This is a genomic window from Halopenitus sp. H-Gu1 (assembly GCF_041821145.1).
Classification (GTDB): Archaea; Halobacteriota; Halobacteria; order Halobacteriales; family Haloferacaceae; genus Halopenitus.
In genome coordinates this window covers 1-25,344 of sequence record NZ_JBGUBC010000030.1, presented here as the reverse complement: position 1 = coordinate 25,344, position 25,344 = coordinate 1, and the positions used below count along the sequence as shown (strand labels likewise).

Here is a 25,344-nt window from a genome sequence, read left to right as displayed (position 1 = left end):
TTTGGGAGGCCTGGTCAACATCGACGATGACTGCACTCGCAATAGGCGTCGCAGTCATCTCTGGTTTCAAAACTGCCGCAAGGCCGCAGAAGCGTTCATCCGCGCACTATAGGGCAGCAAACTCGCATCACGCGCTGTTCGAGAAGTTCCGTGACTACGTTCTCCTCGACCTGGCCAAAAAGGACGCAAGCTTGGAAAATATGCGGTCGGAGTTCGAGAGATTAGCCGAGCGTCGGGTCGAACTAAACGAGGAGACCCCAAATGTCAGTAGTTTCTGGTATCGTTGGCTCTCCATTTCGAACTGGATCTGGCGAAAGTCAGTTTATGACGAGATCACCACTTCTGAGGAGGCGAAGGAACAGCTAACAGGCGTAGCCAAACTCATAGATTCCGAACCGCCTGAACACGTGAACGACTCAGTGAAAGATCGTTTGACAGGCGAAGCAAAACTTGAACCGAAAAAAGAACGGGACGAATCTTAAGTATTCAAACCAGACGTGACGCCTCTGGTTGGTTCATCAACGATGGCGTTTATGTCGGCATTGTCTTCGCACGCGCTATCTACAAACTACTTCGAAGCATTTACCGAACGCGTTACTTCGAAGCATCCCCACCGAACGAGTCCTCAACCAACTCACAGGGTGACGAGGACCGCACCGACTTTTCCGAACATATGCCGGATGAACACGGTGGCGACCGCCGCCCGGTCGTTTTCTATTCCTCACTAGGCCCGTAGATCACTACTAGTCTCTCCAATACAACGGTCACCGTGTGAGTACATACTACCCAGGCTGTTTTTAACGTATCCAGTAGTTGATAATCCATATGGAATTACCCACTTCAGTAGCCAATGATATCGAACAGAACCAAGAGATCGACATCGTCGTACAAGTTGACTCAATCCATGAGGGCAGTAACGTTCGAGCCCGAGTACTTCTCACTGATCTCGACGAGAATGATGTCCAGCTCACACTCTTCGACCAGAGCCCAGAATACGACCTCGTCGAGGATCAATGGTACCTGTTTCAAAAAGCATCGGGTAACATCTATCAAGATCAGAAAGAACTACGCCCGAACTTCGGAGATATGAGTGTCGAACCGGTTGACCCTCCCAAGGACCTCCTCTCCGCTGTCGAAGACGGGAATAGAAACGAGGAGTCTACGACCACCGATCCGACTGACGGCCGTCTAGCGTTGGATATCGAGACGATCCAGACTGTGGAGGAAGCCGAACTCGATTTGAACAATTCCAATCACCTTGAACTACTGTGCATCGGTGTTGGCTATCAACCGTCGGCAAATGGGCCGGTCGAAGCCGATGTCCTCTTCCGCGACGATCAATCAACAGCAGCAGAATTAGATCTCATCGACGATCTTTGTGACTGGCTAGAAACACGAGAAGCAACCACACTCCTCACGTATAACGGCGACTTCGATTTGGGACATATCCGAGGCCGGGCCGAACTGGCCAGCCAAGCCTCCCCACAAAGAGACGGATCCACTGTTCAGCGAGTGGAAGAGCTTTTCGCCCAACTGACCCACAACGATCTCATGCGCCCAGGACTCTCGCTAGAAGCTGTCGCAGACGTCCCGGAAACCCACTGGGATATTTATGCGCACGATATTGACCCGACAGAGTGGCGTCGCACCCAGAAAGAACTCGGGTATTTCAACGAAGATCGCTCACTAGACGACCCAGTCGTAAGCGGTAGCGACATCCCGTACTTCGGACAACAATTCTTCGCAAGCACAGAAGAGAGCGCCACACACCGAGCGTTACACGAGATGATATACCGGTACGCAATTTCCGACATCGAGCCGCTGTTCGACATTTAATTCTCACGCCCATTCAAGCGCCGCGTTGTGTTGCGCAACAAACTGCGGCTTCAAGCTTCCATCCGGAAGCGAGATACGTTCCCCTTCACGGTCGATAATCGTCTGTTGGAGCACATCACTCTGGGTTTCGAACTCAGGATTCACGCGCAACCGGTAGTCCTGATCAATGGTGAATAGCTCTCGGTCGAACGCCGCGTGATGGGTCTTACTGAGCGCCAGCACGTTCGAGAGATCTGCTCTGTATTCTGGAAAATCGCTCCACGACAGGATATGCGCCACGTCCAACAGGCCGGGATGATCCACGCCGGAAACCGGGCACGTCCGGTCGTGCCGGGACAGTACTGTCGCACGGAACTCCGGATCGACAGTCCGTGCGTGGACAGTCGTCTCGTACGTCCCAGCACGCATCCCAGCATCGCTCACCGACGGTGTCCAGTCCGAATCAGCCCACTCCTCCACCGCACGCTCAACGAACTGCAGACCGTCATCCGTCAACGCGTACTCGTCGCCGCGATTCTCAACGAGGCCCATGCTTCGTAACCAATTCACCCGCTGCTTCGCCATGTCCGTCTCCCCGCGACTCCACCCTAACTCTGGATGTGTGTCGAGCTGCTGCTCACTCACCTCCGCGAGCGTCATCGGCCCAGCAACCAACGCATACATGAGACTCCGTAACCCGACGTTCCGATCACACATAATTCGCAGCAGCGTCACCACATCACCTTGCTCAACGTACTCCCGACCAGCATCACCGAGTCCCCACTGGTCGTTCGCCTGGCGGAGAAACCCGACCTGTTGTAAATAACTCACCCGCCGCATAATCGAGTCTCGACTGGACACGTTCGGGAATGAACCACGATGCCATCCTACGAGTTCATCCGTCATCGGTCGATGCGCTTCAACGAACGCAAGAATCGCATCCAACGTCTCGACGTACTGTGTCCCACCGCCAAACATCGGGACAATACTACGGAGCCGATCCAGAGGCATGAAGAAACAGTAACAGAGCCAGATGATGATCCTTTCCCCGATAGCTCCGGTCTGAAAATTGTCAAGAGCTGCCGGAGCCTATACTTATGAGGAGTCGTCGATTGGTGGCCGCAAGTCACGCCACCGAAAATCACCCATCTCACCCGAATCAAACGCAATCCGATAGAGCTGCGCATCCCGCTCGTCACTAGTGACTGAATCCACATCATCATTCATCACTGCAACGACCCGCCCGTGTTCACCGTGATACACCTGATGATCGGGATCTGTCTCATCAGGAATATCGACCCGGACGCGATCTCCCTTGGAGAAGCGCTGCATTATTGGATGAAACGGCAGTGATTGTTATCAGCACTTGGGTATCTACGACCGCCCGCAGTCATACCGTGTGCCGAGTCGTTGTCACCCCCGCATCAGAGACCGAGAGTTCAGTCACAAACGCGTCGTGGCCCCGGTACGGCTCGCTAATCCGGATCGCTGGTCCCGTATAGAACACTGGCGTCCCGTCAGCCGCCTCAAACGTATACCCATTCTCGAAATCCCGATTCTTTGGCCGGTGCTCATCACCGATTAGTACGCAGTCAAACGATACGCGTGACTGCGCGAGTAACCGATTCAAATCAACATCAGCGTCGTACTTTCGATACGGCGTCAACCCATCGTGAAGACACAGTACGTTCGGACCGGGAGTCGCAGGCTTGAATGCAATATCGGACGGATCCCATTCCCGCGAGTAGAACTTCCCGACATCGTTGATCCCCACGTTCCCAGCAGGGATACCGTACGCATCGAGCGACCTGCCAGCAACCGGCGTCGGACTGGTCGATAATTCCGTGAGATGGCCTTTCTTCACCTGTTCTCTGAGCCACGTGATTCCATTCACAGATCCTGAATGCTGAGGATTCGCCGAATCGTGATCGTGAGATCCAATAACACAGTACACGGGGATACCGCGATTCGCCAACGTGTCTAGACAGGCCTCAGCGTAATCCAGCGTTTTCGCGGCCACCTCGTGATCTACAATATCCCCCGTATGGATGACCGCATCTACCCCACGGTTGCATGCAATCCGAACAATTCGACTGAACGCCTCACAACTCGAAATCTCATTTACCCACGACACTGTCTTCCCTCTCCCCGTCCTCTCACGGTTCTTGTACCCCAAGTGCGTGTCACTCACAAACAGGACTGTCGTCGCGTCACTGGTCGTGCCGGGACCCGAATTTCCTCGCGCTCGACGCACTCGTTCAGGGTCAAGCAACACATCGGAACCATCACTCGGACGATCAGCAGCCGGTTCAGCCGGGAATTCAGCAAGCAACGCAATCGCACCATCAACCTCATTTTTCGACACCTTCACTGGCAGCACTTCTCCAGATTCAGGCGCAACCGGTAACATCGCTCCCGACGGAACGTAACGACGATCCCCCGGTTTCGGCTCCGCCACCATGATCGCCGAAAACTCCGTCACCCGATCCCCGTTTCCATATCGCCGCACGTACTCCTTCCGCTTCCCCCAATTCCGCTCCTTCTGCTGAGCCCCGTAACACGATGCCCCATCAGCCAACAATTCCCCACCATACAGAACAGACCTCAGTGCCTCCTTCCACTCCGAATCCACCCCAGAAGGCAGCGACCCATACAGAACAGAGAGACAATCATACAGCTCAGTCAACTCATTTCCAGAACCCATCGTATACACTATCAAACCTCTGTCGGGCGATATTAAACCCGCGATGTGCTGAACGCACAGTTTACCCTTCAGAAAACTGGAGGCGTTGGTTCTAAGCCACCACCACTTGTGGATGTAAATATGACTTCAACTGATCTCGCCGACGCGTTCGTCTCGACTAAAGTAGCCCTCAACCAAGCGGGTATTGTTGACGAGTTCTTTCTTGACTTGATCGCCTCACGTCTGTTGATAGAGCGTGTGGGCGAGTCGAACAACCAGGGCTGGTGGGACTCACGGGTCCTGTCTGACACGGGCCGAGCACGACTCGATGAGGTAACGCCAAAAACGCAACTCCAATCTCGAATCACCCTCGCATCGAAAGTCGGTCGCAAAGCAGAATCAGACCACCTTCCAGCAGATTCTATCTCTCTGTTCTCGTTCGGCCCGCAAGTAGAATCACGTATCTCGGCAGCCATTGAAGACATCGATGCTTCGGATGACCAGCCCCTGGAAGCCCTTGAGAGCGTCTCTGTTCAATCGTTGAGAGAAGGGTGGACAGACGGAATGATCGAGCAAACTGGATCAAATATCACAGCAGCATCAAATTCGCTCACTGACCCAAGAACTGGTGATTCATTCCGTATCGAGGAAGATGGATACACACAATCCGAGATCGAACCAGAGAAATGGCGGTTGCTGGCCACTCTTCTGCAAGGATACGGGCAAAGCACCGACCGCCTCTGCGTACCGTACTACCCCCTCAAGTCAGATCTTAAACCCGAAAGCGCGTGAAATATCCATATGAGTAACGAGCATATCGAGCCGAAGGATGGCAAAGAAACAGAAGCAGCAGCGAGTCTCGACCCGAAAATCGCCCATCACAGTACGTACATCGACGAGACGAAACGCATCCTTCGCACGTACGTCGAATGCGAATCGTACGAAGAACTAGAGCGACGGGTCGTCGAAGAGAACATCCTGAACAAGGACACGGACGAGTATCGAACAAACATTCTCCGCGAAGTCACCCGTCGTCATATCCCCGATAAGGCGGAGTATACAGAGACGCCACTGATGAAGATTATGTCGGCTGATGTCCGGAGCGACGTAACCGACTGGTGTCTCTACTACGAGTTCGCGCAAGATCCATTCATCCACCTCGTCACCCTCGATTTTCTGTACCCTGAGTTCGGACGGGGGACCCTCTCCGTCCAAGCTAAAGACATTGTTTCGTTCATCGAATCGATTCAAGAGGACTACGCCGACCTGCGTGACAGGTCCGAATCGACGATCAACGAAGCCGCCACGAAGTACCTCACTGCACTCCGGAACTACGGGCTCTTAGAAGGCACCCAACGCAAGGAATTCGCCGTCACCTACGTTCCTGATGAGACAGTCGCTTACGTTGTCTACCGGCTCTTCCAGAAGGGGGCGAAGTCCGCATCAGACGTCATCCAACACGACGACTGGAAGTTATTCCTGATAAACGAATCCGAAGTTCAGCGTCGGATCCGAGACATATCACCCCAATATGTGAGCTACGAAAAGCGCGGCTCGACAGAACGGTTAATTACAAAGTGTGACAGCATAGAGGACTTAATAGATGCTTTCTGACTTTCAAGCACGGCTCGAAGAAGTCGAACGACTTGTCCGAGATGATAGAGACGAGGTCGGAAAGCGCGCTGGGGTCCCGTTCATCGTCTTCACCTACGACCCTGGTGACGAACTCGAAGTCGACGAAGAGGTTCGAAACCTTATCGAGAAACTGGAGTATTACGACCAAACCGTCGCAGGAATCGATATGCGGGAGCTGGTCTTCAGTATCCTCGAAGACCGTGGTATCCTAGAGAACGTGATCGATCTCGAACGTCGGGACCGAGACCAGTTACTCGACGGACTGAAATCGTCGCTTCTGGATGACGGCGAGATGGGCCAGTTAGCATCGGCCATCGCATCGGAGGCAGAATCTTCTGACACGGTGATTGTCTACCGGATGGGTATCCTGTACCCATTCGCCAGTGCCTCCACACTGATGGGGCAATTAGAGATGAATACGCCGGACAACACGCCCATCGTGTTCTGCTACCCGGCGAAAGTCGATGACAAGAGTTTAAGATTCCTCGATGAATCGGAGGGAACATATTACCGCGCAAGGGTGATCGGACATGAGTGACACTACCTCCTCCCACCAGATTCACGAGATCTTCTACCGGCCGATCAATCGAAAGATCGATCGGGTCGTCAAAGTCGATAACGATGATCCGAGCGTCGTCAAGAAAGAACTCGAAGAGTACATCCTCACACCACAGCTCGAACGGCACTTTTCGGACGCGTTAGAGGCAGTTATCGATACGGAACACACACAGACCGAAGACGTCGGGATGTGGGTCTCAGGATTCTTCGGCTCGGGGAAAAGCCACTATATGAAAATCCTCGGGCATATCCTCGAAAACTTCGAATTCGAGGACACACACGCGGCCGAGATGTTTCGGGATCGAATTGAAGCCAACGAGATGCTCGATGGAGCGGTCTCGTCTGTCACCCAGAAGTTCGATTCCGAGGTGCTGATGTTCCAGATCGGCGCGAAAGCCGACGCCTCCGGGAGCGAGTCCATCACGGAGATCATCCACCGCGAGTTCAACATCTCCCGTGGCTACGCCTCGATGCCCTGGGTCGCCCAAATGGAGCAGGAACTCGAATCGCGCGGAGTGTACGACGAGTTCGTCGACGCCATCGAGGCGAACACTGGGAAAGACTGGACAGAAGCTCGAAAGGACGCCATGTTCGTCCGGTCGGACATGGAAACCGCATTAGTCGAGGCTACCGATGAGTTTGACGACGAAGACGATGCGGCCCGCGCAATCGACGACGTTCAGAACAACGTTCTGATCAACGCGTCCACGCTCGCCGAAGACATCGTGGAATATGTCGTACAACGGGAAACCGAGACCGGCGACAACTGTCGGTACTTCGTGTTCATCGACGAGATCTCGCAGTTCATCGGCGACGATGGCCAACTCCTCTTGGAACTACAGAGTATCGTCGAGGAATTCGGGCAGAAAGGCAAAGGCAAGGTCTTCCTCGGAGTCACCTCCCAGGAACAACTCCAGCAACTCATTCCCGGCGTCTTGGAGAAGGAAGCCGAGGAGTCAAAAGTCATCGACCGCTTCCCGCACCGGTTCGATCTCACTTCCGAGAACCTCGACAAGGTCGTCCGCGACCGTGTCCTCAGCAAGAAAGGCGAATTCAGAGGCATCCTCGGCGATTTGTACGACCAGCACGAGGGTATCCTGTCCGCGAGATACAAACTCGACTCCAGTCAGAGTCTGAAGCCGATTAACGAGGAGAACTTCATCGACTGCTACCCGTTCCTTCCCTACCAACTCGATATCCTCCCGGAGATGTTCAAGGCTCTCGGGAAAGGCTCGGACGACCAGCTGGCAGGGAGTGAACGCACACTGATCGACGTCACCCAGAGCGTCCTCAAAGACGAGGACCACCTCTACAACGACGAACTCGGGGCGCTCGTCACGCTGGATATGATCTTCGACGAGATCAGCAACGACATCCCCAGCAGTGACGTCAAGTCGATCCGCGAGGCACGTCCGAAAGACTCCGACCCGGAAATCGCACGTCGCGTCCTCAAGTCCCTGTACCTCCTCCAGCAGCTCCCGTGGATTCCGAACACGGCCGACAACATTGCGACGTCACTCCAGACGGAACTCGGCCCCACGCAGCAACTCGAAGGGGACGTCAAAGAGACGCTCGATGCACTCGTCGGTGCAGGCTACGTCGGCCGAAGTGAAGAAGGATATCGGTTCCTCAGAGAGACCGAGCGCGAACTCGAAAATGAGATCAAGTCAATTAACCCCGGTCCCGGCGACATCCGCCGGTCCTCCAAGCGATTCCTGAACGACATCCTCGACGAAACGTCTCGCGTCAACTATCAAGGAAAAACGTTCCAGGTGAACTTGAGTATCGATGGCGAGAGAATCACGTCGAAAGGTCACATCGACTTGAAAACCTACTCGCCGATTTACCAGCGATACGAGGACCTCGACCCGGACGGCCTGAAAACTCAGAGCTTCAGCGAGGATAGCACGCTGTATTGGATCGCCGACAACGAGAAACAGCACAACATCTACGAGAAGCTGAAATCGATTCTTCAGATCAGCACAATCGTCAAGGAAAAACGGGGCAACGAACTCAGCCAAGAAGAACAGGAAGCTCTCGGGCAGAAGCAGGAAGATCTCCAACGGCTCCGCAACGAAGTCGAACGCGAGTTCAAACGAAGCTTCCAGCGCGGAGTCCTCATTTACAACGGCGATACCGAGGAGTTCGACACCACGAGCACCTCGCTCACCTCGCTCGTCGCCCGAAAGACGGACAACGCCATCCCGAAGGTCTTCACCAACTTCAAACACGGCTCCGCGACGGTCAAAGACCGTCACATCGAGCAGATTTTCGGCGACCTCGACGGCTCGTCGAACCCGTCGGTCTTCTCCGAACTGGGTGTCGTGCAGGACGGCGAGCTCATCGCCGAAGCCCGCATCTCCTCCGAAGTCGAAAACGAGATTCAACGCCGTGAGAAAGCAGGCGAGTCCCGCAGCGGTAGCGACCTGATCGACCACTTCGCCAAACCGCCGTACGGCTGGAGCCGCGAAGTCGTACGGCTCGCCGCGGCCGTGCTCTTCCGGAACGGCTCGATCATCCCGACGTACAAGGAGCGGACCTACGGCACGTACACGGAAGACGGCGCACAGGAACTGTTCACCCAGGTCACGAAGTTCAAGTCCACGTCATTCGACGAGCGCGAGACCGTTGATATCGACACGCGAACGGACGCCAAGCAGCTCCTCGATCGCCTGTTCGACCGTAAGGTCAAATCCACGGACCAGGCCGTCGACGAAGGCATCCGAGAGGAAGCCAACGAGTGGGTCTCGACCACCAGCACACTCCTCTCGCAGCTCCGTCGGGTAGACTTCCCGCTCGCGGACGACGTCGAGCAGTTCCAAACCCGGCTGAAGAACCTGGTCCAGCAACCCACGTCGGCCAAGCGCATCAAGCAGTTCGTCGAGTTCGAGGACGAGCTCGAAGGGCTCACGAAAAACGCGAAGAAAGTCGCCGAATTCTGCGGCGAGAACGGCGGCGAGAACCACCTGAAGGGGTACGAGGCGATACAGCGATTCGTCACGACCGAATGGGAATCGCTCATCGACGAGGCGGACGACCATCCGAGGCTCGTCGACATCAGCGATGACGCACGCGAGGCCGCCGACCGTGTCAAGAACACGCTGGACACCGATGGGGTCATTGACCAGTGGAACAACGTCAAGACGGACTACCGAACCGCGGCGGAAGCCTTCACCACCACCTACGAAGCGCTGTACGAGAAACGGTACGAGACGTACAGCGACTCCATCGAATCGGTGAAAGCGTACGCGGGCCCAGACATCGATGAGAGCAAGCTCGACTCGGCGCTATCGGATCTAACCGAACGGCAGGGTGACGGGTCGGTCGATCTGGAGATCTCGAACAGGGACCACATCGATCCGAACCCCTCGCTCAACTGGGTCATCGAGAACATCCAGACCGTTGACCACTTCGAAGCCAAGGCCAAGCAGCGGGTCGATGAGCTGGAAGAAGACGACGACGATAGAACGACCCGTGAGAGCGTGTCTCTCAACAAGATCTTTGGGACCGTCGTCGTGACCGACGCCGAAGACATCGACGCACCGATCGGCGAGCTGCGAGCGAAGGTCGAGGAGCTACTCGAACAGGACGGCGACGTGGAGATCCGGTTCCGTTAACACGCTCCTGAACTCACAATTCGACTTTTTACGTTTGTTCACGATCCGATAGAGCGAGACTGCACGTTCTCCCACAATTATAAGACACGCCACCTGCTTGTCGCTGGTATGTCATCGCGGGTGGGAACTACGACACGGCGCGCCGTCATCCCACCCAATTCGGGGCGGCACACACCTCTCTAACATCCATGTCCACGACTCACGGTCAACCCGGTCTCTCGTCGGATCAGCGCTCGACCATTCGAAGCACGATCCTCAGAGCTCGACGTATGCTCGAAGACGAGCTTCGCCTACGCCTCGAAAAGTACGGCATCTACGAGAACAAGAAGCTCCCGCTCGACAATCTGACGCATCTCTCTGCTGACGAAATCCACACTCGCCGGACGTTGGATGCGGCCATCGAACGGGAACTCGAATCCACCGAAGGCGACCTGGAACGGTCGATCACTAACTACGTCCGCGAAGCCACGAAGACATACCTCAACCGATTCGTCGCGCTGAAGGCAATCGAGGTTCGCGGTCTCGTCGAGGAAACCATCACCGAGCGTCCGGAATACGGTAACCGGTCGTACATGCACCACACCGTGGCCGAGATCGCCGGGGAGCTAACAAACGCACCCGACGACGGATTCGGTGCCGCACTCGACCTTGCGTATCATGAAATCGGCGCGGAGATTCGGATGATCTTCGAAGACTCCGAACACACCGCTATCGACCTCGACGCACAGGTACGTGAGGAAGTTCTCGACGAACTCGATGCAATCGACGACGAGGCTTGGGAGAGCGACGAAGCGTTGGGCTGGGTGTACCAGTACTTCGGTGAGGAAGAACGCGACGAAATCGACGAACGCGTCAAAGAGGAGAACTACAAGGTTGCGGGGACGGACATCGCCACGAAGACTCAGCTGTTCACTCCACGGTACATCGTCGAGTGGATGGTAGATAACTCACTGGGGCGGTTGTGGCTCGAAATGCAGGGCGAGCGGACGAAGATTGGCGAGGAAGAGAACTGCTTCTACCTCGCACCGTTGGAAGACTCTCTGATAGACCGGGAGGTAAAGCCCGTCGAAGAAATCACCATACTAGACCCCGCGTGCGGGAGCGGTCACATGCTGTTCTACGCGTTCGACGTTCTCTATCAGATGTATCTGGAAGAGGGTGAAGTACCCGAGAAGTACATCCCGCGTGAGATCCTCCGGAACAATCTGTACGGTGTCGATATCGATTCGGGGGCGGCACAGATTGCCGCGCTGTCACTCTACCTAAAGGCCAAAGACCACTCCCCTGATGTCGAAATCCCGCAGCTAAACATCGTCTCTGCCGATGCCGTGCTGATTAACGGTGAACGAAAAGAGGAGATTCTCGAACGTGCAGGCTCGGAGTTGGAACGAGAGATCTTAGACCAAATCTGGAACAGCTTCGGTGACATCCGCGAATTGGGAAGTCTGGTTCAGGTCGAGGACCGCATCGACGAGGTTCTCGACGAATACCGCGAAGAGTTTCAAGCGACTGGCCAAGCACAGTTCACGAGCGAAGGTGGACTAACCTCCCAGTCAACGTTCATGACGGGAGGCGAGGAAGAATCGTGGGATGAGATTAAGTCCCGGCTGATGGATAGTGTGCAAGACCTAGCCAGCGAGGCACTCGAACACAACGACCCAATCGAGGAAATGTTCGCAGCCGAGGTCGGAAAAACGGTCGAGCTTCTCGATGTTCTGATCGGAGAGTACGATACCGTCGTCAGCAATCCACCCTACCTGCAGAGTAAAAAGATGGGTGAAACCCTGAAGAGCTACCTCAAAGGTCGCTACGTGGGTAAGTACGATGTCTACGGAGCATTCATCGAGCGCTGTCTCTCTTTCTCTTCCGATACAGGCCACGTTAGTATGGTTACACCGGAGAATTTTATGTTCCTCTACTACTTCCGTGGGCTACGAAAGAAGTTGCTGAACGAGAGTTACTTCATCGAAGCTGCTCACTTGTCTGGTCATTCATTTTCTATGAAAGACCGACCATTTACCATCCCGTTTGTACTCCGAGGTAGTCCTCCAAAAGATGGGCAGTATTCTCGGTTCTACCGAATGACACACGAACAAGATCAGTATGATGGTCATTCGAAAAAGATATCGGGGCTTGATGAAATCGCCCGTAGTCTCCGTTCTGAGGGAACTCATGACGACGTGTATACCTTCTTCCAATCACGAATTGATGATATTGGCAGACGGCCCTTCCTCTACTGGTTTGGTGAAGAGATTCTCAGTCTGTTCACCAAGTATGAGAGCCTGAAGAACGTCGCCGATCTAAACCAGGGGCTCTCCACGAGCAATGACGAGGGGCTTGTCAAGAAGTGGTGGGAGCTACCCGACGAACTCCGCTATAAGGAATACGCTCGGTTCCAAAAGAGCGGGACAGATGCCGAATACTATGACTACCCTCAGGACTACGTTCCCTGGACTGGCCGACGGAGCGAATTAGAAGAGAGCGGTGCGAACTTCAGGAACGAGGAACACTACTTCGAGGAAGGAGTCACATTTAGGAGATTCGGGTCGTACTTTGTCGGTCGAAAGCAATACGACGACGGTATCTTCTCGGACAAAGCAATATTCACAACTTCCGATGAGTTAAGCGACGAGCTGCTGATCTCTCATTTCAATGCCACCCTGTTCAGGTATTTGGCGAACGGACTCAATCCAGGGATCAATTTCGAGATTGGTGACGCTGAACGCTTCCCGATAAAAACAGAATTTGATCATCAAGAGAAGCTGGAGGAACTGGCCTCTATGGCGGTTGAAAATAGGGAGAATATTTCGGCCATGAAAGAGATTTCCTCCGACTATGATGGTGAGATGTTAGCGGGTTATCTTGAAGATGGGCCAACCGATCTTCTTGCAGCAGAACAAGCGATGCGGGCTCGCATCGTCACCGCACATGGTGCGTCAGATAACATCCTATTTGACGAATATGAAATCCCACAGAAAATCCGTGAGCAGATGTATGCCAGTCTGCCGAACAACACGGTAGAGCTTCCGGTCGCCGAGGGATGCCACGTTGAGTACCCCGATACGCTTGAGGAACAGGTGACTCTTGAATCCATTCCTGAGCAGCGGCTCAAGGAGGCAATTGATGTATTAGAGTCTATGGACGAACCAACACTCAGGGAGGCTGCAATTGAGACGGAATTGTCTCCGCTAACGGTAGCACAGTTGCGGTATGGGTATGAGCTGTACTCAGATGGCGAGGTCACCGAAGCAGCAGGTCGAATAATCTCGTTAATCGTCGGGTCACTATTCGGCCGCTGGGACACGGGCCGGGGTGTCCCAACAATTGGCGATGAACTGCTTCCATTTGAGGGCGGAGATAATACGATCGAGACGCTGTTCAGTGACTCCATCGAGGCACTATTCGACGATGCTCCGGCCGCAGAGAGAGCGTTGGAAACCGCTCTGAATCGCCGTCCCGTTGAGTGGCTTCGGGAGCGTTTCTTCCGGTATCACCACGTCGATGAGTACAAACCGAGAGGCGAGCGGAGTCCGATTTACTGGCAACTCGAAAGCTCGAACGGTGCATTCAGCTGCTTCGTGTACTACCACGGAATAGACGCAAACACCCTCCCGAAACTTCGCGGCCAGTATCTCGACCCGCGGATTGGAGAACTCGAAAACGAACTGGAGACCCTGAATGCTCAGACGAGCGGTGACAACCCGGACAAGGAGCTTCTGAACAGGAAAAAGGAAGTCCAGAACGACCTCGAAGACATCAGGGAGTTCCGTGATACCATCGACGAAATGATCGACGATGGCGTCACCGTTGATGTCGAGAAGGGCATCTGGGAGAACATCAAGGAGTGGGACCAGTACGATATCCTCGAAACCGGCCTCCCGAAGCTAAAATCGAGCTATTCGAGGTGACCTGACATGGGAGATCTTGCGGATAGCATTATTACAGAACTCAGGCAAAAATTCGACCGACACCGAGTCTGGGTGTGGTACGACGCCCAAGAGAAGTACAAAGGCGTCCTCGACGAGGTCGAAGCTGCCCTGGAAGACGTCACGCTCGCACGCTACGACGGCAGCTACTTTGAGCTGAAGCGCCGCCTTCACGAGGAAGATCCGAACTACGAACAGAACTGGCTGTTCTACATCCCCGAGTCACGCAACGACGCCGAGTGGTTCCGCGACGTCCACGCACTCGGACGACAGTATCGCGTCGGCCAGGACATCGACGACACCCCGGTGACGCAGTTCCTCGTCGAGCACGACGAAGAGATCCCCGACGCGTACGAGGACTGGGGACAGAACCGCGAGGTTCAGCGCTTAGCGTTCTTCTGCGTTCTCTTCGACACCGCTGGCCCGGCGACCGACGAATGGGTTCGAACCTACCTCTCGAACCCAGAAGAGTACCGCAAGACAATCGAGGACAACGCGATGGCCGACGCGTGGGACGCCCAACTCCGTGAGGAGTACGGTGTCACTGCGGGACTCGACCCGAAAGAGCTAGCGACCCAGCTCCTCTTCGGCGAGGTGGCCAGTCGAGCACCGACATCCCGATACGACGAACTGGCGGCTGACGACACCCGCGCTGCTGCGGCGTTCTGCGACGAGTGGCAGCAATATGCCCCCGCCGAGTTCACGCGCTACGCACAGAAAATCGCGGAGGACTACGACCTTGCGAAGGCCGTCATCGACTCCGACCGGATTCACTGGGACGCAACCGCGTTCAAGGGTATCGACATGGGTCTCATCCGGCTCGTGATGAAACGCCTCGCCGACGAGACCTACGCCGACCTCCCTGATATCGCGGCAGACCTCCAGCAAACGGTTACTGAGCGCCAGGACAGCTTCTGGAGCAACGAGGACCTCGTCGATTGGTCAGTCCCAGTCCTGGCGGTTGAAACCCTCCAGCGGGTCGGAACTATCGACGCCGACGAAGCTAAGACGCTCTCGTCGGCGGAACTCGCCCAAAAGTACACGAGTGACGACGGGTGGTGGCAAGTCGATGCGGCCTATCGGCAGTACATCAACGCCACCCGAAAGGCCACGTTCCCCTATCCGAACGAAACCCCGTTGAAACAGCGGGTCACGCAACACTACATGTCCTTCCTCCAGGGGGTGAACCGCCCGCTTGCGGACATCCTGAGTGACGATCCGACCCTCGGGACACCGCAGACCTCCTTCCACGATGAGTTCGCGGATCTTGAGGACGGAACCGCGATCATCATCTGTGACGGGCTTCGCTACGAACTCGCCGAAGCAATCAAACAGAACCTCGGGCGGCGAACTGACTTCGAGCAGGACCTGAGCGCAGTCAGCGCGGCACTGCCCTCGATCACCGAGGTCGGGATGGCTGCACACCTCCCCGGGGAACTCGGCCTCTCACTCGAAGACGATGACCTCGTCGTGACCAGCGGCGGTGAGGAGATGGCCGGAAAATCGGACCGCGTCGAACGACTCAGCGCCGCGGGCTTCGAAGTGGTGGATATGGACGAAGTGAGCAGCATCTCGTTGGAGGACCTGACTGAGTCTGATCCGGTCCCCCGAGTCGTCTACTCCGGAACGATAGACAAACTCGGCGAGAGCCTCGACGACGACGCGGCCTTCAGCCAGGTCGCTTCCCACGTCGACGACGTCGAACGGACAGTCCAGCGACTGAAGCAGGCCGGGTACACTCGGTTCGTGATTACGAGCGACCACGGGTTCCTCTACACGGACCGGTTGTCCGACGATCTCAAAGTCGAATCTCCCGACCTCGCTCCGGTCGTCAAGCGACGATTCGCAGCCACCGACAGTGATGCTCCACTCGTCGATACGGACGAGTTCATCGAAGTCGATTCCGCTGCCCTGTCTGACCTCGGAATCAACGCTCCAGAACTCAAGCTGCTCTTCCCTCGGAGTGTCGCTTGCTTCAAGGCCCAAGGAGGGAACATGCAGTACTTCCACGGTGGCATTTCACTCCAAGAACTCCTCGTCCCGTGTCTCACGGTGACCACCGGCGAGATCGAAGAAAGTACGTCGATCAGTTACGATGTCTCGATTCCAGACCCGATCACGAACTCGATAATCTCTGTCGAGATCGAAGCCAAGAGCGGACAAGTGGCCTTCGACCCAGCGCCGATACTGGAGATCCGTGCGAACATCGACGACGAACCGGTTGCGGACCCCGTAACGATGGAGGTATCGCCGGGAACCAATAGTGAACGTGTCCGACTCAAACAGGGAGCAATCTCTGGAGAGAGCTCGGTCCAGTTCGAAGTCATCGACACCGACACCCGAGAAACGATCACGCGGAAAACGGTGGAACTGGATTTGCTCTTCGGGGACGACGATATGGGATTTGACGTCTAAGTACTACGAAGGCCAGCAATTGTGTATGAGCGAAAGGCTCAGGATGAGATGGCGGTAATTCGGATCGGTGTTCCACTTAGTATGACCGACACCAATATGCCCCCGGCTCTATTTCTCCTTTATAATGACAACTGAGGACGTCGATCAGAAAGCTCTCGACGTCTTTCCCGGACGCGTCGTCCGGAAGGATCTCGTTCAGGATATCAAGTCGGGAGTGAACGTCCCCACCTATGTTCTCGAATACCTCATTGGACAATACTGCGCCACAGACGATGAGGAATCGCTTGAGGAGGGGCTCGAAAAAGTTAAACAGATTCTGTCGAAGCACTACGTTCGCCCCGACGAAGCCGAGTACGTCAAAAGCGAAGTACGCGAGCGAGGGCGATACCGAGTCATCGACAAAGTAACCGTCAGGCTCGACGAGCAGCAGGACGCCTACATCGGCTCATTCGTCAACCTTGGACTCAACGATGTCGAAGTCAACGAACATCTCGTCAGTAAGCACCCGAAGCTGTTGGGCGGCGGTGTCTGGGCCATCATTGACTTGGAATACCTCCCAGACAACGCAAAAAGCCCCAAGAGCTTGTTCGGTATCGAATCGTTCAAACCGATACAGGTGTCGAACCTCGACCTCGACCAACTGAAAGACCGTCGACGAGAATTCACGCGCGACGAGTGGATGGATCTTCTCCTCCAGAGCGTCGGGTACGACCCTTCCGCGTTCAGCGACCGCGAGAAACTACTCTTCCTAACTCGGTGTCTCCCTCTCGTCGAGTCCAACTACAACTACGTCGAATTAGGGCCCCGCGGAACGGGGAAGAGCTATCTGTACCGTGAAATCAGCCCTCACTCGATCCTCATCTCCGGTGGAAAAACCACCGTTGCGAAGCTCTTCCTCAACCTCAACACTGGAAGAATCGGACTCGTTGGCCGTTGGGACGTCGTTGCATTCGACGAAGTCGGTGGCCTCCAGTTCAGCGACTCTGAAGCGGTCCAAATGCTCAAAGACTATATGGAGGCTGGGAGCTTCTCACGCGGAACTGAGGAACTCACAGCCCAGGCCTCAATGGTCTACGTTGGAAACATCGACTTGGACGTCGAAGGCGTCCTCAAGAGCTCTCACCTCTTCGAGCCGTTCCCAGATGATATGCAGGACCTCGCCCTCATCGACCGCTTCCACTACTACCTTCCGGGCTGGGAAGTCCCGAAGATGCGCTCCGAGTTCTTCGGCGATCAGTTCGGATTCATCGTGGATTACTTCGCCGAGTTCGTCCGTGAGCTCCGGAAAGAATCCTACGGCGATGCGATCAACGAGGAGTTCGCATTCGGAGACCACCTGAACCAACGTGACGAAAGGGCCGTCCGAAAGACGGTATCTGGTCTGCTCAAATTACTCCACCCCCACGGTGAATACACGAAAGAAGAGCTCCGCGAATACCTCGAATTCGCTATGGAGGGACGTCGCCGCGTCAAAGAACAGTTGAAGCGGATGGGTGGAATGGAGTACCGGGCCGTCGAGTTCTCGTATTTGGACTTAGACACGAAAGAGGAACTCTACGTTCCGGTCCCCGAGGAGGCCGATGAGGCGCTCATTCCGCCCGGGACACAGCAAGCAGGCACTGTCTACACTATCGGCGAAAGCGAGGGTCGTCACGCACCATTCCGCATCGAAACTCAGACACTCCCCGGTTCTGGGAAGACGAACATCTCGGGGACACCAGGGAAGAAGATGAAAGAGTCGTTCGAGACTGCGTGTGACTATCTACAGGCGAATATGCGCGAGCTCCGTCGTGATGAAACTCTGGAGGAGTACAATATCAACGTACAAGTACTCAATCCATCCGATGCGAACGAGGGTGGCGAAACAAGCGTTGGACTTCTTGTAGGCATCGTTTCAGGAATACTCGATAGGCCTGTCCGGTCACAGGCCGTTATCCTTGGCGCGATGAGTCTAATGGGGGAATTAGTGGCCGTGAGTTCCTTGATCGATAAATTACAATTGGCTGCAGATTCGGGGGCAAAGACGGTGTTACTCCCTGCGAAAAATAAAGAGGACCTAGCGAAGATACCCGATGAACTCCTGGATCAACTTCAACTCGTATTCTACACCGATCCACTCGATGCAGCTAGTAAAGCAATAGAGTTGGAGTAACCCCGTCCGATGAATTTGTCTCTATTCCTTCAGTTCCCAGAGGAGAGAGTTTCCAACTTTTTTGCTTCTAACTTCTCCTTCCTCTTCGAGTGATTTTAATTTCAGATAGGCGGTTCGACGGTCACAGTCTACATACTCCGAAATGTCCGTTGTTCCACTAGGACCGAGCTCAGCTAAGGCTTCCAGGAACTCTTGAGGAGGGTATTCCTCCGTAAACTTCCCACTTTCTTCGTCCCGATCCCGGTCGCCCATAGTACTGACGTGAGCGCCATTTCACATATGACTGCTGGATGAATTACCATTAGTCGAGTGTCCAAAGGTTTATGCCAATAGACGAATGACTAATGGATGTGAACTCAGCCGTTGGGCACTGATCGACAGAAGTGCCCGGGTGTTGCAGCACCCAGGCTGGGTTCCGAATACGGTCCGAGAACCCATGAAAAACTCAAATTCGGAAACACAAGAAGGCTGCGACAGACCGCTTATTGAAGATATACATCAAATAAATTATATTTCGCTCGGGGAAGGGGCCGCGACGTGTCAGGTGTGTGGTTCTCCTCTTCGTGAGGGTGTTGCGGTTGTTGTGTACGTGTTTCGGCCGGCTGGTGAGGTGGTGTTTCAGGTTGGGCACGTGGTTTGCGGTGGTGGTGAGCACGAGTTGCCGAGGGAGTTCACGTTGGGTGTGCGTGAGTTGGTGGTGGCGGGTCGTGTTGGGTGGTGCTCGGATGGGGCGACGCAGTCGTCGTGGCCGGTGTTGGTGGATCCGGAGGTCTTGTTGGTGAGTGCGGCGGGGACGAAGTCGGTGCGGACGATTCCGACTGGTGGGGCGGCTGCGGACGTTGCGTCTGGTGTTGAGGAGAGAGGGACTGTTGAGTCGTCTGCGAGGACGTCCTTGGGTGAGGCGCAACGTCGTGCGGATCAGTCAGATGACGATGTGGTTCTCGGGTTGTTCTGGGGTGGTGAACGATGACGTCGGGATTCACGGATTCGCAGCTCGACGTCGAACTCGATCTCCCGCGTTTGGTTGAGGAGATGCTGCTGCCGGATGTGTACATCGGCCTTGAAATCGGTCTACTGTCTCCTGGTGATGGGATCGTGACGGATCGGCATCACGCGTCGGCGGATCGGTACGAGGCGGATGATTCGATGAATCAGATTGCGGGGCAGATTAGCCCGTTTACCCTGAGCGGGTGGTTGCGCCATGGGTGTGAGGAAATCGTTAAGGTCGCTGGGGCGACGGCGTGTCATCCGGGGGAGTCGAATGCGGATTCTGTGCGTGCGGAGACGTACGCGCGTGATTTGGAGTCCGGGTATCACGAGAAGGGTGCGTGCCTCGATGAGCACGATGACGGGTGCGTGATTTACGACTTGTTCGGGGGGTTCGGTGATCAGCCGGGGAAGTTGTTGCGTCGTCCGGTGTCGTTTTCGCCGATCCGGCGACAGGTTGATGTTTTGGAGGGGGAGGTGGAGGGGCATTACCGGCAGGTGTCGAATCAGGTGCGGTCGCGGAACGATGCGGATGGTGGGCAGCCGCTCCGGCACGCGCAGCGTGACGTCGTCGGGAACGTTGAGGGGACGTGGAAGTTGACGCTCCGGGAGTTGAAGCCGGAGTTCGTCGGGCTTCTGCTTGAGGCTGTGTCGTTTCTTGACGCGCATAGCGACGAGTTCGCGTTTCAGATCGGTGGTTCGAGGAACTTTGGGGCGGGGATCGCTGACGTGTGGGTGATTAATCCGCTGTACTCGGAGTCGGAGGTGCGGCGCGTGTTCAACAGGGCGCAGGCGACGACGCAGTTGATGGAGGAGAAGGATGCTACGTGGGCGTCTGAGTGCAGGCCGGAGTTCGTTCGGGCGTTGCAGGCGCGGACGGCGGCGCGTGATGGTGACTTGCCGATGCCTGACGGGTCCACAGGGGGTGATGAGGCGTGATGGGTTCGGATTCGGGGTCTGCGGTGACGGTTGGTGATGAGGCGAGTGTGGAGCCGATGGTGTCGGTGTATCGGCACGACGTTCACAAAGCGCGGATGCGGTCGCACGAGCACGCGGAGGGGTCGTTCCGCGGGGTTCGGGTGAATGAGGATGTGCCGCTCGGTGCGGATGGGGATGCGGCGTTGTTGAGTCGGCCGGGCGGGGAGCCGGAGCGGACGGTGGCTGCGCACGAGTCGTGGTTCCGCGTTTCGCTTTTGACCGGGGAGTTGGCGTCGACGGTGGAGCCGGTGCGGGATATCGGGGCAGCGCTTCGGGAGGTGATCGAGCTCGATGATGCTGAGCGGTTGCACGCGGCGTGGTTGGATGCGTCGGTGCCGTCGTTGTTCTGCGAGTCGCCGTATTACCCGTACACGTCGTTGAAGTACCACACGTTGCTCGCGGCGGCGTTGCTGGATAATTACCGGGCGGGGTTCGGGTTCGAGGAGTTGTTTTTCGCGGTGAGTAAGCGTGATGAGGCTGGTGTTGTTGAGGTGGTGCCGCATCGGACGGTGCTTTCGACGCCGGGGTTTGCGTTGCACGTGACGGGTGGGCCGGATGGTCGGCCGGCGGTGCGGCTGGGTGATGTGCCGGCGCGGTCGTTCGCTGACGTGTGGGCGCGGCTCCCGGAGGTGCCGTTCGATGTGGATGGGGAGCGGCGGTGGCGTGTGCTGGACGCGCAGTTGCGTCGCGTCCGGTCGTGGTCCGCGGCGCTACAATTCATTGAGGAGTACATCGCCGTGTTGAGCCCGGTTGAGTGGCCCTGTAGTGGTGGTGCTGCTGGAGGTGATGGGCGTGATGCGTGACGGTGGTCTGGTGATGGTCACCGGGAGTCGCGTGGCTGCTCGTCGCCCTAGTGCTGTGGTGCGTGGGCGCTGGTGGTGCAGTGGAAGTGAGGGGGTGGTGGCGTGATGCGGATTCAACAGGTGCTGTTCGAACTCGAAGAACAGTATCTCGGGCATCCGTATTTCGTGACGGGGAACGCGTTGTTCAACGCAATCGCTCCCCGCGTGGGCGATGCAGCGCGGCGAACGTTACGTTTGAGTCACGGTGTGTTCGTGCCGGGGGAGTACGGCGAGTACCCGTCGTCGCATTCGAAGGACGGGTACGCGGGGAAGCTCGGCAAGTCGCTGCCGGACGTGGAGTCGTACGAGGATTTGTTCGTGTTTCGTGATCCGGCGCACCGGTGGTTGCTGGATTCACGGCCGCGAGATGCGCATAACGTGCACGATTTGCAGTTGCATGGTGGCCGGGTGGCGTTCGATGAGACGTGCTGGTTCGCTCGGCCGGCGGGGCAGCGGAAGCGTCGCCGGTCGGTGTCGTGGTTCGTGCACTGTTACGTGCACGCTGATGGGGCCGATGACGTCCTCCCGTTGCCTGAAGAGGTTCTTGACGGCGTGCAGGTTGGTGGGGCGCGGAATTACGGGTTCGGCGTGTTGTCGGTCGCGGACACGCAAACCGTGGAGTTGGAGGCGGTGGATTTCTCTCGGCTAGAAGCCGCACAACGGTCGGGTGAGCCGTGCCGGGTTGAGTTGGTGACGCCGTTCGTGTTGGAGAGTAAGCATCCGGGGGCAGATTCGCAGTCGGTGCCGTGGTGGTGGGGTGTCGATGAAGACGAGTTACGGTTCCGGGAAACACGGTTCGTTGACGGGGGTGATTCGTACGCGGTGACGACGATTGATCACGGGCAGGTCGTGCCGTACACGGGCCGGAACGTGGTTCGCACGGCGGTGAACGGCGTGTACCGCGTCGGGACGCATTCGCGGTTCGGGTACGGAGAACTCCGGGTTCGACCGTTAGGTGAAGATCGTGTTCCGGAGCGTAGTGACTCGGAGAGTGGGGGTGGTGCGTGATGGTGTTGGAGCAGGTGGCGTTCGATATTGAGACGACGGGGTTCAGCGTTGACGACGAGGTGACGACGGTCGGGTTCGCATTGCCGTTGGGGGTGCGCGTGTTCGTGCAGAGTGGTGGGCGGTCGGTGAGTGACGTTGCGTCGACGGTGCAGGATGCGGTTGCGACGGGGACGCTGGTGAACGTGTCTATGCACACGTCCGAGCAAGGGTTGCTTGCGGCCGTGTCTGGGTTCGTTGAGGAGCGACTCTGCGGCGCGGACGTGCTGCTGGTCGCGTACAATGGTGAGCGGTGGAAGGGCGGGTTCGATTTACCGTTTCTCCGGACGCGGTACGCGTGCTTGGGGATGGCGTGGCCGTTCGTGGACGTGCCGTTCGCGGACGTGATGCCGGTCGTGACTGACCGGTTCAACACGACGGTTACCGACGGGGCGTCAGGGACTGCGGAGCGCGGTGATTTAGCAGGGGTGTATGCGGTGCTGGTGGGCGGTGAGCACGGTGCAGTGGATCCGTTCGGTGAGAGTAAGGACGCGGTTGCGGCGTTCCGGGACGGACGATTCGCGGAGCTTGCGCTGCATAACGTGGCGGACGTGCTGCGGACGCGTGCGCTCGGCCGGCTCGCTGAACGGTACTGCGGGAAGTCCGAGTTCCGCGTGAAGTCGTTGACGCCGACGAGGGAGGTGTGAAATGATTCCTCATCGAGTGCCCCGAGGCATAGAGGTCGGTCGAGTGCGTGGCAGGTGGGTGCCATTGGAACCTGGTTGAGCGTTCCCAGGTGAGTCAGGGACGCGGTTGCGGATTGAAGCGATACACCACGATGTTCCCAGGCGATGTGCGGTGCAGAGTCGAGCGAGTAAGCGAACACCCAAAGACGACGAATGTCAGAAACAGAGTCACGAACGACCGACGACGCGAGCAGAAGTACCGAGCCGAGTAATGATTACCCGTCTGATCGATGGAGTCCGCATGAATGCCACGAGACCGTGGACCCGTCGACGCGGCAGGAGGTGTTAGCGAAATACGATCACCGGTGCCAGACGTGTGGGCGGCGCGGCCCGGAGCGAGGCGGGTTAGCGACGCTGCACGTGCATCACATCGAACGCGACCCAGTCGAGATGGGTGAGCATGACATGGTGAATTTGACGTTGCTGTGTCGATCGTGTCACTCCTGGCTGCATCAGCAGACGACGCGCGACGATGCTCCCGTGGAACTCACCGAGGAGGACCTGAGCGTGTTGTTGCCGCAGGACATCGAGATCCTGCGGGTCTTAGCCAGGGACGGCCCGGCGCGAACCGGTGACATCGCCGCTAAATTAACCGCGGATCTGACGGTATCGTCGGTGCGGGAGCGCCTGTGGGTGTTGATGGGGCTCGATAACGTCGTCGAGACGCGTGACCGGCAGATCGTCGATAAGGACGTCGAGACCGGTGAGTGGGGGTTGACTGACCAGATCGAGACCTCGTCGCGCGGGTACATCCCTGACGACTCGCAATTGCTGCTGCAGCGGATGGAAGACGAGCAGGTTCGACAGGCACTCGACCGCGGGTGTGACCGTCACATGATCACTGAAGTGCTTGGCGTGTCCAGGCGAACGACATTTAACAAGGAAAAACGCGCGAAGGCGTACGATTTCCCGTTGGAGGCGTTCTACAACCGCGGCGGTCGTCCGACAGGCATCGATCGGGAAACTGATGAGTCGAGTGACGGCGACACGTCGAGGAGTCGGAGTGACGATAAGCAACAACGCCTTGATCGGATCGCTGACAGTGATGCCTCCTCGAACGGGCGGACTGAAACATGGGGATCCGTCGAGTTGGACGTGGAGTCCAGTGTTGAGGAAGACATAGACGCTGCGAGTGACGCGGTTCAGCGTCAAGATATAGACGCTGTGAAACGAGCGTTGCGAGAAGCTCTCGACGCGTTAGAAGCCGGTGAGTCGACGCTGTAACGGTTGAAGAGTCGAAGAATTTGTGAGTCCTACCTTCTCAGTACAGGTGCCTCACGAATTGCTCAATCCAGGAGACATACACATCACGACGCATAAAATCTAATCAATCCGGACTCACCGCTGGTTCCTCCTCCTGAGATTTGATTGCCTGTTCTTCCAGTTCCTTCTTTTTCCGTCGTTTGAGGATACCGAACTGCCGCCAAACCGTCGAGAATCGGATGGATGCAACCACAAGGAATCCAGCAATGAGTATCCATCCACTCACTGCTGGGACTGCGTCATGGTAGAGGATCACGACGGCTATGAACACTGATAGGAACCCGTACCCGAGCGCTTTTTCCTGTAGCATAAACCAGTATCGGCGTGTTTCCGTGACTTCATCCACCTCGTACGTGAAGAAGAGTAGCGCGATTGCGACTGCCAGCACCTGCAGTACGTTAGCGAACTCGCCTGGATCATCAGCTAATGAAACGAGTAACGCGATTACGGTGAAGGCCATCGCTGCGAACGTCAGTGCGTGCGTGCGGAACTGCTCAGATAATTCCCCAACTCGATCCTGACGAGGAACGATTTCTGAGAAATAATGCCGATTGATAGCGATTGTGGCGGTAACCTCAAAAACCAATAACGCGAGAATAATCAGCCACGCGTAGTCTTTAGCCAACTGTCCGACAGTGACTGGACTGATCATAACCTAGCGCCGCAGTTCCAACAGGAGTTATTCGACGCAGAATTATCCTCCCCGCACGATCCACAACTAACCAACGCGAATTTCTTTAATT

General features: G+C 56.3%; 19 protein-coding genes. 14 read left to right on the top strand and 5 right to left on the bottom strand.

Annotated elements, in window-relative coordinates; all coding sequences use genetic code 11:
• Together ACERIT_RS14895 and ACERIT_RS14890 are read left to right on the top strand one after the other, a co-directional pair.
• Positions 1-482: hypothetical protein (locus ACERIT_RS14895; RefSeq protein WP_373675652.1), on the top strand; the 482-nt coding region annotated here is incomplete at its 5' end.
• 343 nt (positions 483-825) lie between these two features.
• The gene (locus ACERIT_RS14890) at positions 826-1,836 is read left to right on the top strand and encodes a hypothetical protein (protein ID WP_373675651.1); all 1,011 of its coding nucleotides are present in this window, start codon (positions 826-828) and stop codon (positions 1,834-1,836) included.
• Between the two features lie 3 nt (positions 1,837-1,839).
• Here ACERIT_RS14890 and ACERIT_RS14885 read toward each other — a convergent pair whose 3' ends face one another.
• The 3 genes from ACERIT_RS14885 to ACERIT_RS14875 form a co-directional block, all read right to left on the bottom strand.
• Positions 1,840-2,826 (bottom strand): HNH endonuclease, encoded by a 987-nt coding sequence (locus tag ACERIT_RS14885; protein WP_373675650.1) that lies wholly within the window; start codon positions 2,824-2,826, stop codon positions 1,840-1,842.
• An 84-nt stretch (positions 2,827-2,910) separates the two neighbouring features.
• Positions 2,911-3,147 (bottom strand): hypothetical protein, encoded by a 237-nt coding sequence (locus ACERIT_RS14880; protein ID WP_373675649.1) that lies wholly within the window; start codon positions 3,145-3,147, stop codon positions 2,911-2,913.
• 58 nt (positions 3,148-3,205) lie between these two features.
• On the bottom strand, positions 3,206-4,186 hold the full coding sequence (locus ACERIT_RS14875) for an exonuclease SbcCD subunit D (protein ID WP_373675648.1): 981 nt from the start codon (positions 4,184-4,186) through the stop codon (positions 3,206-3,208).
• Between the two features lie 453 nt (positions 4,187-4,639).
• On the opposite strand from ACERIT_RS14875, the gene ACERIT_RS14870 reads away from it, so the two are divergent.
• The 7 genes from ACERIT_RS14870 (at position 4,640) to brxL (ending at position 18,801) form a co-directional block, all read left to right on the top strand.
• Entirely contained in the window at positions 4,640-5,290 is a 651-nt protein-coding gene (locus ACERIT_RS14870; protein WP_373675647.1) for a BrxE family protein, read from the top strand.
• Positions 5,291-5,299: 9 nt separating this feature from the next.
• Positions 5,300-6,112, top strand: coding sequence for a BrxA family protein (locus ACERIT_RS14865; RefSeq protein ID WP_373675646.1), 813 nt, complete (start codon positions 5,300-5,302; stop codon positions 6,110-6,112).
• The gene (locus tag ACERIT_RS14860; RefSeq protein ID WP_373675645.1) at positions 6,102-6,671 is read left to right on the top strand and encodes a BREX protein BrxB domain-containing protein; all 570 of its coding nucleotides are present in this window, start codon (positions 6,102-6,104) and stop codon (positions 6,669-6,671) included. Before ACERIT_RS14865 ends, ACERIT_RS14860 begins: the two co-directional genes overlap by 11 nt.
• Positions 6,664-10,308, top strand: coding sequence for a BREX system P-loop protein BrxC (gene brxC, locus ACERIT_RS14855; protein WP_373675644.1), 3,645 nt, complete (start codon positions 6,664-6,666; stop codon positions 10,306-10,308). The genes ACERIT_RS14860 and brxC overlap by 8 nt, the downstream gene beginning before the upstream one ends.
• A gap of 188 nt (positions 10,309-10,496) precedes the next feature.
• The gene (pglX, locus tag ACERIT_RS14850; RefSeq protein WP_373675643.1) at positions 10,497-14,216 is read left to right on the top strand and encodes a BREX-1 system adenine-specific DNA-methyltransferase PglX; all 3,720 of its coding nucleotides are present in this window, start codon (positions 10,497-10,499) and stop codon (positions 14,214-14,216) included.
• A gap of 6 nt (positions 14,217-14,222) precedes the next feature.
• Positions 14,223-16,649, top strand: a complete 2,427-nt coding sequence (locus tag ACERIT_RS14845; RefSeq protein ID WP_373675642.1) for a PglZ domain-containing protein — start codon at positions 14,223-14,225, stop codon at positions 16,647-16,649.
• Between the two features lie 124 nt (positions 16,650-16,773).
• The gene (gene brxL, locus ACERIT_RS14840) at positions 16,774-18,801 is read left to right on the top strand and encodes a protease Lon-related BREX system protein BrxL (protein ID WP_373675641.1); all 2,028 of its coding nucleotides are present in this window, start codon (positions 16,774-16,776) and stop codon (positions 18,799-18,801) included.
• A 21-nt stretch (positions 18,802-18,822) separates the two neighbouring features.
• Here the strand turns inward: brxL and ACERIT_RS14835 are convergent, their stop codons facing one another.
• The gene (locus ACERIT_RS14835) at positions 18,823-19,053 is read right to left on the bottom strand and encodes a helix-turn-helix domain-containing protein (RefSeq protein WP_373675640.1); all 231 of its coding nucleotides are present in this window, start codon (positions 19,051-19,053) and stop codon (positions 18,823-18,825) included.
• A gap of 714 nt (positions 19,054-19,767) precedes the next feature.
• Here ACERIT_RS14835 and ACERIT_RS14830 point away from each other — a divergent pair.
• From ACERIT_RS14830 to ACERIT_RS14810, 5 genes are all read left to right on the top strand, one after another.
• Positions 19,768-20,727 (top strand): hypothetical protein, encoded by a 960-nt coding sequence (locus ACERIT_RS14830; RefSeq protein ID WP_373675639.1) that lies wholly within the window; start codon positions 19,768-19,770, stop codon positions 20,725-20,727.
• Positions 20,727-21,569 carry a hypothetical protein gene (locus tag ACERIT_RS14825; protein WP_373675638.1) on the top strand — a complete coding sequence of 281 codons (843 nt, stop codon included), beginning with the start codon at positions 20,727-20,729 and terminating at the stop codon, positions 21,567-21,569. Before ACERIT_RS14830 ends, ACERIT_RS14825 begins: the two co-directional genes overlap by 1 nt.
• Positions 21,570-21,671: 102 nt before the next feature.
• A complete protein-coding gene (locus ACERIT_RS14820) occupies positions 21,672-22,616 on the top strand; it encodes a hypothetical protein (RefSeq protein ID WP_373675637.1) in 945 nt (314 codons plus the stop codon).
• On the top strand, positions 22,616-23,299 hold the full coding sequence (locus tag ACERIT_RS14815) for a hypothetical protein (protein WP_373675636.1): 684 nt from the start codon (positions 22,616-22,618) through the stop codon (positions 23,297-23,299). The genes ACERIT_RS14820 and ACERIT_RS14815 overlap by 1 nt, the downstream gene beginning before the upstream one ends.
• Positions 23,300-23,596: 297 nt before the next feature.
• On the top strand, positions 23,597-24,562 hold the full coding sequence (locus tag ACERIT_RS14810; RefSeq protein ID WP_373675635.1) for an HNH endonuclease: 966 nt from the start codon (positions 23,597-23,599) through the stop codon (positions 24,560-24,562).
• 103 nt (positions 24,563-24,665) lie between these two features.
• Here the strand turns inward: ACERIT_RS14810 and ACERIT_RS14805 are convergent, their stop codons facing one another.
• Complete coding sequence (locus ACERIT_RS14805; protein ID WP_373675634.1) at positions 24,666-25,253, bottom strand: hypothetical protein; 588 nt, start codon at positions 25,251-25,253, stop codon at positions 24,666-24,668.
• Positions 25,254-25,344: the final 91 nt, after the last annotated feature.